Below are 17,343 nucleotides of genomic sequence, written 5' to 3' on the forward strand. Positions count from 1 at the left end.
GGTTCCCCCTAATGGATGGGACCGCGGGGCAGGAACACCCCGAAGTACAGGAACAACCAAGCGGCCACCATGGCGGCGGCGACCAGGCACAACAGCGCCCAGGTGCCGGTCGGCGCGGATTCCGGGGTTTCCCCGGTCGGGTCTTGCTCGTCGGACATGCTTATCCCCTCATGCAAAGTGTGGTTGATAACGCATGGGCAGTGTGCGATTTGCCGCAGTCAAAAGCAAGCGCGGGCGGGTTACCATCGCGTTGCGGGTCCGGTGGATTGGGTATGCGGAGGGACAGGGCCGGGATGGCGGTGTCTCGGAAGTTGGGGCGGCTGGGGCGGGCAAGGTGCCCGCCCCGTGTTTTATGGGGCCAAGCTCGGGAACGGCGGCATGAACGGCTCCACGCTCCAGGAACGGGCCTGCCGGATCGGACCCCGGCGGCGGGCGCGGGGTTCTTTGGCGCGGAGCGCGGCGGGTTCGCCTATCATGTCCGCCATGGTCCCGCCCCGTCCATCGTTATGAGGAGAAACCCCATGTCCATCCGTTCCTGGCTGATCGCCGCCCTCGCGCTGTTGTTCGCCGCCTGCTCGCCGGGCGGACTCCACCTCAATCTGTTGCTCGACAACGCCGCCGGCGTGAGCCCCCAAACCCCCGTCATGCTGGGCGACCGCAAGATCGGCCAGGTGATGGCGGTGAACCCGGACGGGGCGGGCGGCTATGTCGCGACCCTGGAAATCGCCGACGAGTTCCGGGGTTCGGCCACCCAGGGTTCCCATTTCGCCGTGGCGCGCGATCCCCAGGCACCCGACCTGCGCCGCATCGAGTTCCAACCCGGTCCGCCCGGTGCCGCGCCCTTGGTGGAGGGGGCCATCGTCAAAAGCGATGCCGGGTCCGGGGCCTGGTTCCCCCTGGGCGAACTCCTGCGCGGCTTCACCGATGGCCTGGGCCAGTTGCGCAGCCAGTTGGAGCGCTTCCGCTCCGAGATGCAACGCCTGCCGGATTCGCCGGAAGCCCGCCATTTGCAGGAGGAATGGGCGCGGCTCAAGGAGGAAATGAAGCAGGCCCAGCAGTCCACCGAGGAATCGGTGAAGAAGGATGTCCTGCCCCGCTTGCAGCGCGAACTCGACGAACTGGACCGGAAATTCAGGGAGCTGAACGCGCGGCCGCCCGCCAAGTCCCCGCCGATTTGAAGGCCGGTCCGCGGGGTAGCGCCAACGCGATTCGGCGGGTATGGCGGTAGTAGTACGGTGACGGAATTTGTCTAGCCGGCCACATTGAATATTAGGAACTATTGTTATAGTTGGAGTCCCAGGCCGGTCGGGCTTCCGGCGTTCGCCGCATAGGCCCGGTCCGGTATTCCCGCCATGCCCGCCGAGGCGGCTCCTCCAATTCCTATCCATACCCCTTAAACCTGACAAAAAATATGGAAAATATCCGACTTTCATTCTCCAGCCTGATACCCCCGGCCCCGTTCGTGGCGCGGACCCTCGCCCTGGCCTGCGCGCTCGGCTTGGGTCCGGCGACCGCCTCGCCGGAATTCGGCGCCCTGAGCAACTTCGACGTGTTCAACGACACCGGCGAGGACGCCCACGGCTTCGAGATCGAATTGGAAGGCGTCTCGGCCTCCGACGTGTTGTACACCTTCGGCGGCGGCTATTCCCATTACGGCAGCCCCTCGGTCGAAACCGACGCTTCCGGCAAGGTCTTCGTCCGCTACAAGGCCGCTTACAACCCCGGCAACAACACCTGGGTCGGCACCACGGTCCGGGCGCCGGCGGTCATCACCCCGACCAACGGCCATGCCTGCTTCAATGGCGGCATGAACCCGGCGGCCTACGATGCTTCCGGCTGCGAGCATTTCGGCGTGTCCCTGCGCGGCAACGCCACCCGCACCGCCTACCGCTGGCTGGTGGCCGATCCCGGCAACCCCGGCAACCTGGTTCCCTCGGGCACCCAGGTCAGCCTGCCGGCCCCGGTGTGGACGCCGCCGCCCGCCAATCCGGCCCAGCCCCAGGTGGTGGCGGCGGTCGTCCAGCCCGAACCCGCCGAGGTCCACGACCAATGGGGCAAGGCCCAGTGGGTCAAGGTCTATGTGACCGAATCGGAGCAGCCCGCCCAGCTCGACCACTTGCTGACCGACGATCCGGCGGTGCCGCAGGAGGCGGCGGAGACCGAGACCGAATGGGTGTTGATGCAGGCGCGTCCCGCCAACGATCCCGGCGAGGACGAATTGGCCGAGCAAAAGGAATTGGGCAAGGGCAAGGAATCGGTCACCCGCCGCTACGAGTTCTACGAATACACCGGGGCCTACGATCCCGAGAACCACGAGGCCATCCCCCGCAACGATGCCGACCCCTACGCCAATGCCGATGGTTCCGCCGCGCCCCAGGGCAATGGCGATATCGGCAATTACATCGGGGCGCAGATGGTGGCGTTCAACCTCGATGCCGATGCGGCCTTGCCGTTGAGCCTGTCCGCCGGATTGCCCCTGGGCGAGGTTGGCGTGCCGTATCGCGCGCCCTTGGTCACGGGCGGCATGCCGGGCTATAGCTTCGCCTTCGCCAAGAAGAACGGCGCGTGGCCGGACGGGCTGGCGGCGGACCCCGCCTCCGGGGCCTTGTACGGGGTGCCGGCCCAGGCCAAGAAATACAAGCTGTCCTTCACCGCCGCCGATAGCGCCGCGCCATCGGCCAGCGTGTCCGGGAGCTTGGTGCTGCAAATCGCCAAGCCCGTGGCGATCACCACGTCCGTCCTGCCGCCCGCCAAGCTGAAGAAGGGCGTGCCCGCTTTCTATTCGGCCAAGCTCAAGGCCAAGCTGGGCGCGGCCCCGTATGCCTGGGCGCTGGTGGCGGGAGGCTTGCCGAACGGCGTGGACCTGGACGGCGGCACGGGCCGGATTTCCGGGATACCCACCGAACACGGCAATTTCGCCTTCACGGTCGAGGTGGGCGATGGGCTGGGCGGGACCGCCCGGCAGGATTTGACCCTGGTCGTGCCCTGAGCCCGGCCCGCTAGCGGGGCTTGCCATGCCCCCGCGCCCGGTCCCGCCGTGGGGCCGGGCGCGGGGGTTTTTCATGTCCGTGGGTTCGGGTACAGTCGGTTCCGGCTGTACCCCCTCCCCGCGCTGTTCCATGTCCCGCCCCAAAAAACGCAAATCCCGCCGCCGCGCTTCCGTTCCACCGCCGCCCGCCGTCCCGCGCCGGGACGGTCCCGCCCGTGGGCTGGCCTATATGCTGGCCGCGGGGTTGCTGTTCGCGGTCATGGGGGTGGTGGTGTATGCCGCCGCGCTGGCGGAACCGCCGGTGGCCGCGTCCATGGTCAGCTTCGTGCGGGTGGCTTTGAACCTGTCGATCCTGCTGGTGCCCGCCGTGCTGGCGCGCCGGGTGGCCGGGTTGTTCGGCGATCTGCGGCCTTCCTTGTGGTGGCGGGGGGTGTTCGGCGGGGTGTCGTTGATCCTGTCGTTCGCCGCCATCCAGCGTATCGGGCCGGGAGAAAGCGCGTTCCTGTCGGCCAGCAGCGGGGTGTTCGTGGCCGCGCTCGGGCCTTATGTGCTGGGGCAGCGCAATTCCTGGGGCGTGTGGCTGGCGATCTGGGGGGCATGGCTGGGCTTGTTCCTGCTGTTCCAGCCGGGGATGGGGCAGGGCGATTGGCAGGGCCGGGCGCTGGGGTTGGCTTCGGGCTTCCTGGCGGCGCTGGCCTATCTGATGGTGGCGCGGGCCGGGCGCAGCAATCCGCCGGGGACCGTGGTGTTCTATTTCTGCCTGGTGGCGACGCTGATCCATCTGGCGTGGTTCGCGGTGGAGGGCGTGGCCTTGCCCAGTGGTTTCCAGGCTTGGGGTTGGGCGGTGCTGGCGGGTTTGGCCGGAAGCGCGGCGCAGTGGTTCATGACCCGCGCTTACCAACTCGCCCCCGCCGCCTTGGTCGGGGCGGTGGGCTATGTCGGGCCGGTGCTGAGCGTGGCGCTGGGGGCTTGGCTGTTCGGCAAGGTGCCGGGGAACGAGGCTTTGGCGGGGTGTGGGTTGGTGTTGTTGTGCGGGGTTTATTGTGGCGGTACGACGTTCAAGCGGCGGGCGGGGAAGCATTCATGACGGCCCGATCAAGTATCGTCGGCGGACTTTGCCTGGGCGGTTTCGGTGCCATGTTTGCCGCTGCGACTCCTAGAATATGTATCTTTAATGGAAATACCGTATAATAAATTGGGGGGTTTCTTGTTTTAACGCATCTCTAGATTGACGTGACGAATTAAGCTGTGTATCGTTCAGGTTTAGGTGGCGCATGCGGCGTATAATCTGGGTGGTTTATGCGGTGGTCGCGCTGCCTAATACACGTTAGGCAGGGCCGTAGGTGCGATTAGCGCAGCGTAATCGCACGAATTCATATTAATTATGTTAGGCATAATGAAGAACCGTCCAATACCAGCAGAATACGCCGCCTTGGCGGAATTGATGCTGCCGCTTACGATTCCGAGACGCAGACTGACTATTGCAATTGATGGAGTCGATGGATCGGGGAAGTCGAGTCTGGCGCGCTTCCTTTCATGGCAATTGGACATGCCTGCGATTGAGGCAGATATGTATCTTATGGGGAATGGCCTTATGCCGAGGTACGATTTCCTGAAACTTAGAGAATTGATCCATGAATGGCATCAGTTAAATCAACCCGTAATCGTTGAGAGCCTGTTTGTGCTTCAACTGCTAAGGGACATTAACGTGAAACCAGACTGTCTGATCCGTGTGAATCGAGTAGGGCACACCGGTAGCAACCGGTGGCAGAAATCCTATGCAAACTACCTTGCAGAATTCCCACGGGCAAACGTACCGGATCACACTTTAACTTGGCGGCAGCAAATAACGCCTACCTAACAAACCGGTGCAGCCCGCGTAGCGCCGATTAGCGCAGTGTAATCGGAGGATGAAGTCCATACCACTAGGTTCCGCTAATCGCGCTTTCGGCCCTTGACGGACGCCGATTTCCCATTATCATTCCGCGCCATCATCCACCCCAACCGGCTCAGGCTTACAGGTGTAGGTTTATTCATACCGCCCCCGTGAGGATCGCCACGGTTGCCCCTGGGGTTGGGATTGGCACCGATGGCCAGGGTTCTGGGCGGGCCTTCCCCACCGGCAAGGCGCGGCGCTCGAAGAGGGCGGCCAGGATCAGGGAACGGCCATGGCGGAAAATCCCCACCAGCCGCCAGCGGTGGGTTTGTTGGCGGGGAGAGCCTGGAATGGCCGGGAAGGTGGCGGCGGCCATTCCGGCCTCGGCCTCCCCGCCCACCGAGAGCAGCCACCAGGTGGCGATGGCGATCGCCAACCAGAGGCGCTCCGCCCGCTCGGGATCGTCCATGCGGGTGTTCTGCCATTGCCAGCCGCCGCCCTTGATTTTCTTGAAGCTTTGCTCGATCCAACCGCGCAATCCGTACCAGCAGGCGTTGGCGGCTTCCGGCGGCAGGTCCGTCAGGACGAGCCAGGGGTCCTTGTGGCCTTCCCCCCAATAGGCCAACAGGGTGCAGTCCAGGCGGGTCCGCTTGCCGCCGAACGCCGTCCCCCGGCCTTGCCAGCGGTCGCCCACCTTCGGCACCAGGCGGGTGAACGGCCGCCAGTGCCGCCATCCCCGGGGGCGGAAGGTGCCGCCCGAGTTCACCCGCAGCATCGGGTGCCAGCCCAGCGCCTGGATCCCCTCGAACAGCCACTTGGCGTACAGTCCCCGGTCCGCGAGCGCCAGGACGGTCCAGCCGGCCGGCGCGATGCCCTTGAATTGCTCCAGCAGGGCCAGCCACTCGGGCTTCCACGGATGCTTCCGTTCCGCCCTCAGCACCTTCCAGGCCACCGGCACCGCGCAGCCCCGGTAAAGTACGCTGACCGCCAGGACCACGAACCGCTGCCCCAGGCTCGTCGCGTCCAAGGCGACCGCCAACTGGTTTCCATCCCAGCCCTCCAAAACCCAGCCCAGCCAGGGGGCCCGGCACGCCTCCACGTCGAGTTCGCGGCGCTCCTTCCCGGCCTTGGCCTCCTTCCCACGGTAGACGTCGCGCAGGCGCTCCCGCACCGCGTCGCCCTTCTGCCCCAGCCGACACGACCACCAGTCGGTCAGCGCCGAAAGGCTGCAAGCGCCGACCACGACCATGCCCAGGCTCCACAGGGCCAAGCCCATCACCATCGGCTTCGAAAGGCCGGGAAAGTGGATGGCGATCTCCCGGTTCCATTGGTACAGTTCTGGAGGGCGAGGCATGGCGGTTCCTCCGGTACAAGGTGTTTGTCGTTACTCACCAATGTACCTTAACCCTTTGTCTCGCCTCCGGTTTTTTCAAAAACCTACACTTGTAAGACCGGCTCAGGAGGTACGCCATGCACCACGATATTGCAACCCGCCCGAGTCCCGCCGCCCGCCGCGTCCGGTAATTTCCCCTCCGGCCCGCCGGGGCCGGGACTCCCAAACAAAACCAACACCGTGTTTTCAGCGCCGGTATCGCGCCGCGGCCTACTCGTGCCCGCGCCATCCCGGCTAATTGGGAGTTTTTATGAATCCATCACCCCTACAGGGGCGGAGGCAAGCCTCCGTCCTGTGCGCGGAATCCGGCCCGGAAGACGGCGTCGATCCGCGTGTCCTGGCGCGCGCCCGGCAAGAAGCCAAACCGCGCCGGCGCAAGGACCGCCAGCTTTGCAAGGAAGCTTTCCGGGAATTGTCTTTGATCCTGGCGGGCGAAACCGCCGATCCCCTTTTGCGCGGCCTGGACGTGGTCGCCATCGAGGCCGAGGATGCGGGCCGCCAACTCTGCGTCACACTGGGCCATGCCCAACCCGTCGCCGCCACCGAGACGGATGTCCTGGCGGCGCTCGCGGGGGTGCGGGGGCATTGGCGCACCTTGCTGGCGCACAGCCTCGGGCGCAAGCGCGTTCCGGCCTTGCGCTACCGTTATCTCGGCCTGTTGGAGGAGGTATCGCCATGCCTATCCAAAGGATTATGACCAAGGGCCGGGTGCCGGTGAAAATCTATACCGACGAGGTGGACTCGGAAGCCATGCAGCAGTTGTACAACCTCTCGCAACTGCCGTTCATACATAGCCATATCGCGGTCATGCCCGATGTCCACGCGGGCACCGGCGCGACCGTGGGTTCGGTGATCCCCACCCTGGGGGCGATTATCCCGGCGGCGGTGGGGGTGGATATCGGTTGTGGTATGAGCGCCCTGCGCTTATCGATCCGGGCCGATCAATTACCGGATAACCTCAGGTCGTTGCGCTTGGCTATCGAAGCGGCGATTCCCGTGGGTTTCAATATGCATAAGCAGGACCGCGCCCGCGAATCCACCATCCGGGCTTTGTCGCAGGGTTTGCACCGGCTGTTGCAGAAACATCCGAAGCTCCATGCCCAGCAAAAAAAGCCCTACCAAACCTGGATTCGGCAAATCGGCACCTTGGGTGGCGGCAATCATTTCATCGAGCTTTGCCTGGATGAGAACCAGGACGTTTGGGTGATGCTGCATTCCGGTAGCCGGGGGATCGGCAGCGCCATCGGCGAGTATTACATCAACCTGGCCCGGAAGGATATGGGGCGGCATTTGCATAACCTGCCCGATAAGAATCTGGCCTATTTCACCGAAGGGGCCGGGCATTATGAGGACTATGTGGAGGCCATCGGTTGGGCACAGGATTATGCCGCCGCCAACCGCCGGGAAATGATGTATCTCATCGCCGAGGTATTGCGCAAGAAACTCCCCCGGTTCGGCGTGACCAAGGAGGTGATCCATTGCCATCACAATTATGTGGCCCGCGAGCGCCATTTCGACGCAACCGTGTGGGTGACGCGCAAGGGCGCGATCCGGGCGGGGGAGGGGGAATGGGGCATCATCCCCGGCAGCATGGGCACGAAATCCTATATCGTGCGCGGCAAGGGCGATCCGCAAGCGTTTTGCTCGTGTTCGCACGGGGCGGGGCGGCGCATGAGCCGCTCGGCGGCCAAGCGCCAATTCGACGAGCGCCACGCCGAGGCGCAAACCCTGGGCGTGGAGTGCCGCAAGGATGGCGGCATCGTCGATGAGTTGCCCGGTGCCTACAAGGATATCGACAGCGTCATGGCACACCAGAGCGATCTGGTCGAGGTGGTCCATACCTTGAAGCAGGTGCTGTGCGTGAAGGGATAGTTGCGCCGCCTGTGGTCTGTTGGCATAGCCGGTCATGAACGTGACCGGCTTTTTTTATGGCCATGGGTTGCCGGGGCTGTGGTTTCAAACCGGGATTTTTGGCGATCCGTACCGGAATGAAGGATGCCCTCCGCCATGACTGCCCGGATCGTCGCCGCTTGTCGCTTCATTTGCCACCGAGCCTAGCCATTTAGCGCTATCGGCCCGCCACAAAAAAGCGAGATATAAACCCACATAGCCATCAAGGACATGATTAACGGTGGGTTGGCGATTCACAAAACCAGCAGATTGGTTCAAAATCGAACGCGTTGAATCGGCGCGGGCACTTGCCATGCTGGTCCGGCCATGCTTAACGGGCGGACGGTCCCAGCCAAACAAGGGTTTCCTGGCGCAACTGTTTTACCCCCGGCCCCGCCATTCAACGCAAGCAGGCGCGACCCCCGACGGCGCGGATCGGCCCAAGACCCGTCCACCACCCGCCATCCGCGCCGCCCATCCCCTAACGGTGCAAGCCGGCCCGCAACACAGACCGGTATTCGATTCCCTATCCACCGAGAACAAGAACGAGGAGAAGCATCATGTCCTTCCTTAGAAAATCCAGGCTGTCCGGTTTGGGCGCGTGGCTCGCCCTGGCCGGGGCGGCCTTCGGCGCGCAGGCCGAAGGTTATGGCACCCTACGCCCCGACTACGGCGGCATCTATGTGCCCACCGCCGAGCAAGCCACCTTGCAAGGCTATAACCAGAACTGGAACCAGACCATGCGCGAGTTGTTCTATTACACTCCGCAAGGCTCGCGCTTGTTCCCCTACAGTTGGTTCCTGAACCTGGAACAGAAGAACAGCACCGCCAAGTTCATCGATCCCGCCCATATCGGTCGCTTCGGCTTGATCTACGACGCCGCCAGCGCCGGCAAGCACGACGGCCTGCCCATCGGCTTCGCCAAGGACCCGGTCGATGTGCCGGGCACCGGCCCCTGGGTCGGCATGAACTGCGCCGCCTGCCACACCAACGATGTCACCTATCACGGCAAGCAGGTCCGCATCGACGGTGCGCCCAGCCTCGCCGATGTCGGCGCGTTTTTCGCGGGCTTGGCGGAGGCGGTCAAGGCCAGCCGTCCCGATATTCCCGGCAACGACCCGGCCAAGTTCGCCCGGCTGGCGAACGCCGTGTACGGCCATCCGCCCACCGAGGCCGAACTCAAGGCGTTCAAGGGCATGTACCACGACGTCGCGCTCAAGCTGGAAGGCGAGATGTGGATGCGCACCCCGCCCAACCATGCCGGTTCGGGCCGGATCGACGCCCTGGGCCAAATCATCAACGCCCTGGCGGTGTTCGATTTGCAGCAGCCTTTCAACCTGCGTCCGCCCAGCGCCCCGGTTAGCTATCCGTTCCTGTGGGTGGCCCCGGACCTGGATTTCGTGCAATGGGCGCCCGTGGCCAGCAGCCCGATTTCGCGCAACGCCGGGGAGGTCTTGGGCGTGTTCGGCACAACCACCTTCACGGCGGCGGACCCCAAGGAACGGCTGCATTCCAGCGTGCGGCTGCGGGAGTTGGAAGAATTCGAGAACTGGCTGCGGGATTTGCGGCCGCCCCCCTGGCGCAAGGACCTGTTCGGCGGCATCGACCGGGACAAGGCCCAGGCGGGCAAGGTTTTGTTCGACACGGATTGCCGTTCCTGCCATCACATGCCACCCTACGACCGTCCCGGCGAGCTGACCGATCCCAAGGACAATATGAAGGGCTTGCGCTTCATCACGATCAAGGCCGACCTGCTGAAGGATGTCGGGACCGACCCGCTCTATACCCACAACCTCATCACCCGCATGACCCTGACCGGCAGCTTGGAAGGGGTGCTGGGCCCGATGAACGGCAAGCCGGTCATTCCCATGCCCGGTCCCATCGCTCCCGCCGCGGTGTTCTTCAGTGGCGCGGTGGGTGGCACGCTGCAACAAGCGTTCGTGGACCAGTTCCCCGATCCCAAGGAGCGCGCCGAGAAGTTCCTCGAATATTCCGGCTATCGCTTCAAGCCGTTCCAGCCCGGCCAACCGCCGCAGTCCTACCCGGAAGTGCCGGAGACGGCGGCGGTCAGCCTCAAGGCCGGCCCGTTGCTGGGCATCTGGGCCACCGCGCCTTTCCTGCACAATGGCTCGGTGCCGAACCTGTACGAACTGCTGTCGCCGCCGGAACAGCGCTCCAAGACCTTCTGGGTCGGCAGCCGCGAACTGGATTTGAAACATCTGGGCTTCGTCGCCACCGCCCCCCAGGGCGGACCGGCGATGTGCGGCAACGCCCCGCTGTTCAAGTTCGATACCACCCAACCCGGCAACGGCAATGGCGGCCATATCTACCCCAAGGACAAGACCTACACGGAAGAACAGAAGATGGCCTTGATCGAGTACCTCAAAGACCCCGAGGCCTTGATCGTCCCGCAATAAGCGGCCATCCGGCCCCAGGGCCGTTCCCCGCCTGCGGGCGGGCGACGGCCCGGACCCGAACCATCACCCAGAGGAGGACAGACCATGGATTTCCCCACTTTACCCCCGCACGCTTTTGAAACCGTCCCGGCCGGCGAAGCCGCCCAGATCGCCGAGATCGCGGACCTGACCCGCAAGCTTTTGCAGCAGCGCTATCCCGGCAGCATGGCCCGGCGCGGCGTGCATCCCAAGGACCACGGCTGCGTCGAGGCCACCCTGACCGTCAACGCCGATATTCCGTCGGCCTATCGGCAGGGCATCTTCGCCGCGCCGGGGCGGAGCTATAAAACCTGGGTGCGCTTTTCCAACGCCACGGCCTTGGTACAGGCCGATGTCGATGCCAAGGGCGCGGCCTCCAGCCGGGGCATCGCGCTCAAGGTGATGAATGTCGAGGGCGAGACCCTGCTCGACGCACCCGGCGGCAAGACCCAGGATTTCCTGATGATCAACCTGCCGATGTTTGCCTTCGCCGATGTGGCCGAGTATTTGGAACTGACCCGTTCCCAATTCGCCCACAACGATAATCTCGGCCCCTTCTTCACCCCGCCGTTCAGCGACGCCAAGAAGCGGACCCTGGGCATCGTCGGCAAGATCGCCGCCACGCCGATGGGCAATCCGGTGGAAAGCCAGTATTTCTCGGCCTCGCCGTTCCTGCTCGGCGAAAACCTGGCGGTGAAGTATTCGGTGAAACCCAGGAATCCGGGCAATACCCCGGTGCCCGCCAATCCCGGCCCCAGCTATCTGCGCGAGGCTTTGAAAAAGACCCTGGACCCCAAGGCCGGCCAGGCGGTGGTGTTCGATTTCCTGGTGCAGCGCCGGACCACCAACGCCCTCGCCATCGAGGACGCCACCGCCGTCTGGCCGGAAGACATCGCCCCGTTCGAGGCCGTCGCCACCCTGGTCATCCAACCGCAGGATTTCGACAACCCCCTGCGGGCCACCGAGTGCGAGCATCTGGTGTTCACGCCCTGGCATAGCCTTAGGGAACACCGGCCCCTGGGCGGGATCAACCGTTTGCGCCTCGCGGCCTATATCGCCTCTTCCAAGTACCGCCTGCAATCGCGGGAGCCCACCGCCTTCCCGAAAGACCCCTACGCGCCGCCGACCGCCGGATAAGCGCCCCGCCCGATCCGAACCGGGCGGGGGACGGTCCCGCCGCCCCGCCCGGTTTCCCGCCATTCCCATTGCCTCCGTGTTGAAAACTCGCCCCCGCTTCCCTATCCTTCCCCGATCCACCGGACCCCAGGCGTCACGGCGCAACAACATTGGAGACTTCCCCTCATGCTGACCAAACTCACGGGTGGCACCGTCTACGACCCCGCACATAACATCGACGGCCAAGTCCGGGATATTTACATCCGTGATGGCCGCATCGTCGCCGATGCCGGGGGCGTCCCGCCCGACCAGGAATACGATTGCCGGGGCAAGGTCGTCATGGCCGGGGCCATCGATATGCACACCCACATCGGCGGCGGCAAGGTCACCATCGCCCGCAACCTGCTGCCGGAAGACCACCGCCGCGACCCGGTGGCGCACGAGGGCTTGAAGCGGGCCGGTTGCGGCCATGCCGTGCCCTCGACCCTGACCACCGGCTACCGCTATGCCGAGATGGGCTATACCGCCGGTTTCGAGCCCGCCGTGCTGCCGATCAACGCCCGCCAGGCCCATATGGAAATGGCCGATGTGCCGCTGATGGACGTGGGCGGCTATGTGATGCTGGGCAGCGACGATTTCTTTTTGCGCCTGTTGTCCTCCGGCGCGGAACAGGCGGTCATCAACGATTATGTGGCCTGGACCCTGCATTCCGCCCAGGCCATCGGCGTGAAAGTGGTGAATCCGGGCGGCATCAGCGCCTTCAAGTTCAACCAGCGCCAATTGGATTTGGACGAGGAACACCGCCATTACCGCGTCACCCCGCGCCGCATCCTGCAAAGCCTGTCCCGCGCCCTGACCGACCTCGGCGTGCCGCATCCCTTGCATGTGCATGGCTGCAACCTGGGCGTTCCCGGCAACCTCGACACCACGTTGAACACCATCGCCGGGATCGAGGGCTTGCCCATGCACCTGACCCATATCCAGTTCCACAGCTATGGCATGGAAGGCGACCGCCGGTTCTCCTCCGGCGCGGCCCAGATCGCCGAAGCCCTGAATAAGAATCCCAATATCACCGTCGATGTGGGCCAAATCCTGTTCGGCCAGACCGTGACCGCCTCGGGCGATTCCATGCGCCAGTTCGCCAACTCGCACCACGCCTCTCCCAACAAATGGGTGTGCATGGACATCGAGTGCGACGCCGGTTGCGGCGTGGTGCCGTTCAAATACCGCGACAAGAATTTCGTCAACGCCCTGCAATGGTGCATCGGCCTGGAAATCTTCCTGCTGGCGGAAGACCCCTGGCGGATTTTCCTCACCACCGACCATCCCAACGGGGCACCCTTCACCACCTACCCGCATTTGATCCGGCTGTTGATGGACCGGAGTTTCCGCAACGACAGGCTGGCCCGCATCAACCCGGACGCGGCGGCGTACAGCACCTTGGGTTCCATCGACCGCGAATACAGCCTGTACGAAATCGCCATCATGACCCGCGCCGGGGCCGCCCGCATCTTGGGGCTACGCGACCGGGGCCATCTGGGCGCGGGGGCCGCCGCCGACATCACGGTCTATACCCAGCAGGACGACAAGGAAGCGATGTTCACCCGGCCCGATTATGTATTCAAGGATGGCGCCTTGGTGGTGAAGCACGGCGAGGTGGTCGATATCGTTTGGGGCAATGTGCATACGGTGAAGCCGGACTTCGACCGGGCGGCGATAGAAACCCGCCTCAAACCCTATTTCGAGCGTTATATGACCATGAAGATGGATAACTTCATCATCCGCGATTGGGAAATCGAGCATGATGGGCGGAGCAAGATTTTGGTGCATCCTTGTAAGCCGATATAATATTCTCTTCCTTTTAAATCGCCATCCCGTATTTAGTTTTATGAAAAAGCCAGTAAGACGGACATGTCGCCCTATTCCCCGGATGCTGGCCATGCCGCTTGACGAACAAACATTGAACCGGTTGAAACAGCTCGCGGAGGTTGTGCGGTATGGTGGCAATCCAGAGCATAAGCGCAATCCTGGCGATTTTGGCCTCAATCCGCCGAGCAATCCAAGGCAAGCGAAAACCCTTTGTGATGAGGTTGAGGTCTTTAAAAGAACACAAGCGCTGACTTTGTTGAGAAAAGGTTTGCGCCGTGGTTTGGTAAGCGTTCAAGAGCGTAATGGCTGGCCACAGAACATCTGGGCCGTCGCAAAGGGTAGGGCGCTTCAAGCCATGCTGGAAAATGCCGAGCAAGGGGCTTATCACGGCTACCCATTGCAGGAGGACGACCCACTCGCGGATGAGATAATAAAGCGATGGGAGGGTTCAAATGGCTGATTTCTCCATTGATTGTCGCTGGGAGTCGGCCTTACATGAAATACCCGAAGTCCGGGAGACTTCGGCCATGCTCAAAATCGCGCTTGCCCACCAAGTGGTTACCCGTAATGAGGATGTTTGGTCGCGCACAGTCCGTGACGAGGTTCGCCTTTCCGCTTATCCGTTAGCGCTATGGTTTGCGGCTTCGTGGTGGCGATTGCGTTGGGAACCCCTTCCCGTATCGATACCTAGCCATTCTTGGCGGATGGCCCACGAATTGGCGGCGGCTGGGCAAGGTTATGTATGGCCGCGGATGTTATTCGCATCGGATGGGGAAATCACACGAATCTGGGCTGTTCAATCAAAATCAGATTCGGTTGCGGCGGTTCGTTATTTAGTGAGCGCAGGTCAAAATCTAGCGAGTTCCGATTTTGAACAGATATTGGATGAGTTTATTAATGGCGTTCTGGCCCGGCTTGATGCGATGGGGATTCAAAAAACAACGCTTCATGAGTTGTGGCGTGAAGTTACCGAAGAGCGTCAAGATAAGGATGCATCCGCCTATCGTCGGCTGGAAGCCATGCTGGGTTTTGACCCGGATGAATGCCCGGAATATCTGCATGACCAACTTTCCGAATTGATTCCGCGGGTCGGTGCTAATGCGGTGGCCGAAATTGCGCCAGTATGCGCATCCAACCAGCCAGACAAAACACTGAATGAAATTATTGCGTTCGCCGATTCGGAAGGTTTGGAGGGGCGAATCGATATTCCCGTCCAAAATGTTGTTAGGGACGCCGTGCCGTGGAGGCGGGGCAGGAATCTTGCTCAAAAAGTACGGGCGTTGACATGCGATGAAGGAGAGGTGCTTGAAGACCGGAAACTATGCGGGTTATTGAGCCTTTCGGAGGATCAGGTATTCGATGCCCAGAGATGTTCAAATTTCCCTCTTGGGATGTCGGTTCGGCATGATGGTTCTATGCGTTCAAAAATTTTATTAAGCAAAAACCATTACTATAGTCGGCGTTTTGAATTGGCCCGCCACTTGGGAGATCATCTTGTCGCGGATAGAGAAGATATTTGGTTGCCAGTAACGCATCTTAGAACTGCTCGACAGAAAATCCAGCGTGCATTTGCGGCAGAATTCCTATGTCCTATCCAGACATTGGAAGAACATTTGAATGGTGATTTTTCAAAAGATGCCATTGGCGAGGCTTCCGAGCATTTTCGAGTGAGTACATGGGTTGTGGAACAGCAATTGGAAAATAATGGGACTTTGGCTGGTCATGAAGATGGTTTTGTGGATTTTCCCTACAAAGTAAAAAGCAGCTTTTCTTCATTAAATACCAGCTATAACAAAGCTATTCAGTGAGCGGTTAAAACTGTGCCAACACTAGGTCAAGAGGAATAAGGCTAAATCGTAATGAGGTCTATTGGTCTATAATCGCATGGGGAAATGCCCGCCTCCCGCCTTTTTCCCGGAATTGCCCGCATCGAATCCGAATACCTACATTGATAACCCCAGCCGTGGAGCCATGAATGATTATTAACGGCGTACAAATCGACGCCACTTTCGCCGAAGCCTTCCCCATGAGGGCCACGCGGGTCGTCATCACCGCCCAGAACGCCAAGTGGGCCAGGATCGCCGCCGAGGCCATGACCGGGTTCGCCACCTCGGTCATCGCCTGCGGCTGCGAAGCCGGGATCGAGCGCGAACTCTCCCCCGAGGAAACCCCGGACGGACGCCCCGGCGTCGCCGCCATGATCTTCGCCATGGGCGGCAAGGGGCTCGCCAAGCAATTGGAAACCCGCGCCGGACAGTGCGTGCTGACCGCGCCGACCTCGGCCCTGTTCGCCGGTATCCACGAGGGCGACCCGATTCCCTTGGGCAAGAACCTGCGCTTCTTCGGCGATGGCTTCCAAATCTCCAAGCGCATCGCCGGGAAACGTTATTGGCGGGTGCCGGTGATGGACGGCGAATTCCTGTGCGAAGAAACCACCGGCATGGTGAAAGCCATCGGCGGCGGTAATTTCCTGATCCTGGCCGAATCCCAGCCGCAAGCGCTCGCCGCCTGCGAAGCCGCCATCGAGGCCATGCGGAAAGTGCCGAATGTCATCATGCCTTTCCCCGGCGGGGTGGTACGCTCCGGGTCCAAGGTCGGCTCCAAGTACAAGGCGCTGTCGGCCTCCACCAACGACGCCTTCTGTCCCACTTTGAAGGGCCAGACCCACACCGAACTCGGCCCCGAAATCGAATCGGTGATGGAGATCGTGATCGATGGCTTGACCGAAGCCGATATCAACCGGGCCATGCGGGTCGGCATCCAGGCCGTGTGCGATCTGGGCGCGGCCCAGGGCATCCGCCGCGTCAGCGCGGGCAATTACGGCGGCAAGCTCGGTCCCTTCCTCTTCCAACTCCAGGAGATCATGGCATGACGGCGCTCATCTTCACGCTCAAGGCCGAACCGAAACAGCGCGTCGATGTCGCGCCCTTGACGCCCGACCGCCTGGCCGGGAAAACCCTGGACGAGATCGGCGCGATCCCGCTGCAAACCGGCAACCGCCAATTGCGGACGGATGAGCTATTCGCCATCGAGCCGGGCGACGCGGACCTGATCGTGTTCCGGGGCGTGACCGGCAAGCTGGATTTCATCGGCAAGGGCATGGCCCAGGGCGGAATCCGGGTCGAGGGCGACGCGGGCAGTTATCTCGGCATGGGGCTCAAGGGCGGGAAAATCACCGTCGATGGGAGCGTCGCCGCCTACGCCGCCTGCGAGATGCGGAATGGCGAAATCCTGGTCCGGGGCGATGCCGGGGATTTCCTGGGCGCGTGCCTGCCGGGCAACAAGAAGGGCATGGCCGGGGGCGTGGTCATCGTCAAGGGCAAGGCGGGCGACCGGGTCGGCGACCATATGCGGCGCGGCGCGATCCTCATCGAGGGCGATGCCGGCGGCTATCTCGGCTCGCGCATGACGGCGGGCACCATTATCGTGCGGGGCAAGGTCGGCGAGCATATCGGCTACGCCATGGGCCGGGGTACGTTGCTGTTGCTGCAAGCGCCGGAGGCTTTGCCCGCCACCTTCAACGACTGCGGTAGCCATACCTTGGGCTTTATCCCGTTGCTGTTGAAGGGTTTCGCCGGGCTGGATACGCCGTTTGCCGCGATGGGCGAACAGCTCAAGCGGGTACGGCGCTATGCCGGGGATATGTGCGGGCTGGGCAAGGGGGAAATCCTGGTCGCGCTGTGACCGATTCCAAGCCCGGAATCACAAAAGGCATCGGGTCCGCGCCCGGTGCCTTTTTCGTTCTTGGCGGAATGGGGCCGTTCCCCCGGCGCTG

15 protein-coding genes are annotated in these 17,343 nt (G+C 62.6%); 12 read left to right on the plus strand and 3 right to left on the minus strand.

Annotated elements, in window-relative coordinates:
• Positions 1-8: 8 nt before the first annotated feature.
• A complete protein-coding gene (locus K5658_RS04965; protein ID WP_221065867.1) occupies positions 9-158 on the minus strand; it encodes a hypothetical protein in 150 nt (49 codons plus the stop codon).
• Positions 159-350: 192 nt separating this feature from the next.
• Positions 351-485 (minus strand): hypothetical protein, encoded by a 135-nt coding sequence (locus tag K5658_RS23905; RefSeq protein ID WP_281425941.1) that lies wholly within the window; start codon positions 483-485, stop codon positions 351-353.
• Between the two features lie 36 nt (positions 486-521).
• On the opposite strand from K5658_RS23905, the gene K5658_RS04970 reads away from it, so the two are divergent.
• The 3 genes from K5658_RS04970 to K5658_RS04980 all read left to right on the plus strand — a co-directional run bounded on the left by K5658_RS04970 (position 522) and on the right by K5658_RS04980 (position 4,076).
• Entirely contained in the window at positions 522-1,178 is a 657-nt protein-coding gene (locus tag K5658_RS04970; protein ID WP_221065868.1) for an MlaD family protein, read from the plus strand.
• A 233-nt stretch (positions 1,179-1,411) separates the two neighbouring features.
• Positions 1,412-2,989: an Ig domain-containing protein gene (locus tag K5658_RS04975; RefSeq protein ID WP_221065869.1), complete on the plus strand. Its 1,578-nt coding sequence runs from the start codon at positions 1,412-1,414 to the stop codon at positions 2,987-2,989.
• A gap of 130 nt (positions 2,990-3,119) precedes the next feature.
• Positions 3,120-4,076 (plus strand): DMT family transporter, encoded by a 957-nt coding sequence (locus tag K5658_RS04980; protein ID WP_246628567.1) that lies wholly within the window; start codon positions 3,120-3,122, stop codon positions 4,074-4,076.
• 946 nt (positions 4,077-5,022) lie between these two features.
• Here the strand turns inward: K5658_RS04980 and K5658_RS04985 are convergent.
• Complete coding sequence (locus K5658_RS04985) at positions 5,023-6,219, minus strand: transposase (protein WP_221065870.1); 1,197 nt, start codon at positions 6,217-6,219, stop codon at positions 5,023-5,025.
• Positions 6,220-6,508: 289 nt separating this feature from the next.
• Here K5658_RS04985 and K5658_RS04990 point away from each other — a divergent pair, with 289 nt between their 5' ends.
• From K5658_RS04990 to K5658_RS05030, 9 genes are all read left to right on the plus strand, one after another.
• On the plus strand, positions 6,509-6,955 hold the full coding sequence (locus K5658_RS04990) for a ribosome-binding factor A (RefSeq protein WP_221065871.1): 447 nt from the start codon (positions 6,509-6,511) through the stop codon (positions 6,953-6,955).
• Entirely contained in the window at positions 6,934-8,130 is a 1,197-nt protein-coding gene (locus K5658_RS04995) for an RtcB family protein (protein ID WP_221065872.1), read from the plus strand. Before K5658_RS04990 ends, K5658_RS04995 begins: the two co-directional genes overlap by 22 nt.
• Positions 8,131-8,708: 578 nt before the next feature.
• Positions 8,709-10,565, plus strand: a complete 1,857-nt coding sequence (locus K5658_RS05000; RefSeq protein ID WP_221065873.1) for a di-heme-cytochrome C peroxidase — start codon at positions 8,709-8,711, stop codon at positions 10,563-10,565.
• An 84-nt stretch (positions 10,566-10,649) separates the two neighbouring features.
• Positions 10,650-11,720: a catalase family protein gene (locus K5658_RS05005; protein ID WP_221065874.1), complete on the plus strand. Its 1,071-nt coding sequence runs from the start codon at positions 10,650-10,652 to the stop codon at positions 11,718-11,720.
• Between the two features lie 165 nt (positions 11,721-11,885).
• Positions 11,886-13,547 carry a formylmethanofuran dehydrogenase subunit A gene (locus tag K5658_RS05010; protein ID WP_221065875.1) on the plus strand — a complete coding sequence of 554 codons (1,662 nt, stop codon included), beginning with the start codon at positions 11,886-11,888 and terminating at the stop codon, positions 13,545-13,547.
• Positions 13,548-13,638: 91 nt separating this feature from the next.
• Complete coding sequence (locus tag K5658_RS05015) at positions 13,639-14,028, plus strand: hypothetical protein (protein WP_246628568.1); 390 nt, start codon at positions 13,639-13,641, stop codon at positions 14,026-14,028.
• Positions 14,021-15,376, plus strand: coding sequence for an ImmA/IrrE family metallo-endopeptidase (locus K5658_RS05020; RefSeq protein ID WP_221065876.1), 1,356 nt, complete (start codon positions 14,021-14,023; stop codon positions 15,374-15,376). The genes K5658_RS05015 and K5658_RS05020 overlap by 8 nt, the downstream gene beginning before the upstream one ends.
• Positions 15,377-15,543: 167 nt before the next feature.
• Positions 15,544-16,440, plus strand: a complete 897-nt coding sequence (fhcD, locus tag K5658_RS05025; RefSeq protein WP_221065877.1) for a formylmethanofuran--tetrahydromethanopterin N-formyltransferase — start codon at positions 15,544-15,546, stop codon at positions 16,438-16,440.
• Positions 16,437-17,252, plus strand: a complete 816-nt coding sequence (locus tag K5658_RS05030; protein ID WP_221065878.1) for a formylmethanofuran dehydrogenase subunit C — start codon at positions 16,437-16,439, stop codon at positions 17,250-17,252. The genes fhcD and K5658_RS05030 overlap by 4 nt, the downstream gene beginning before the upstream one ends.
• Positions 17,253-17,343 lie beyond the last annotated feature (91 nt).

Origin of the sequence: Methylomagnum ishizawai (genome assembly GCF_019670005.1) — a bacterium.
In the GTDB taxonomy this organism is placed as follows: domain Bacteria; phylum Pseudomonadota; class Gammaproteobacteria; order Methylococcales; family Methylococcaceae; genus Methylomagnum; species Methylomagnum ishizawai.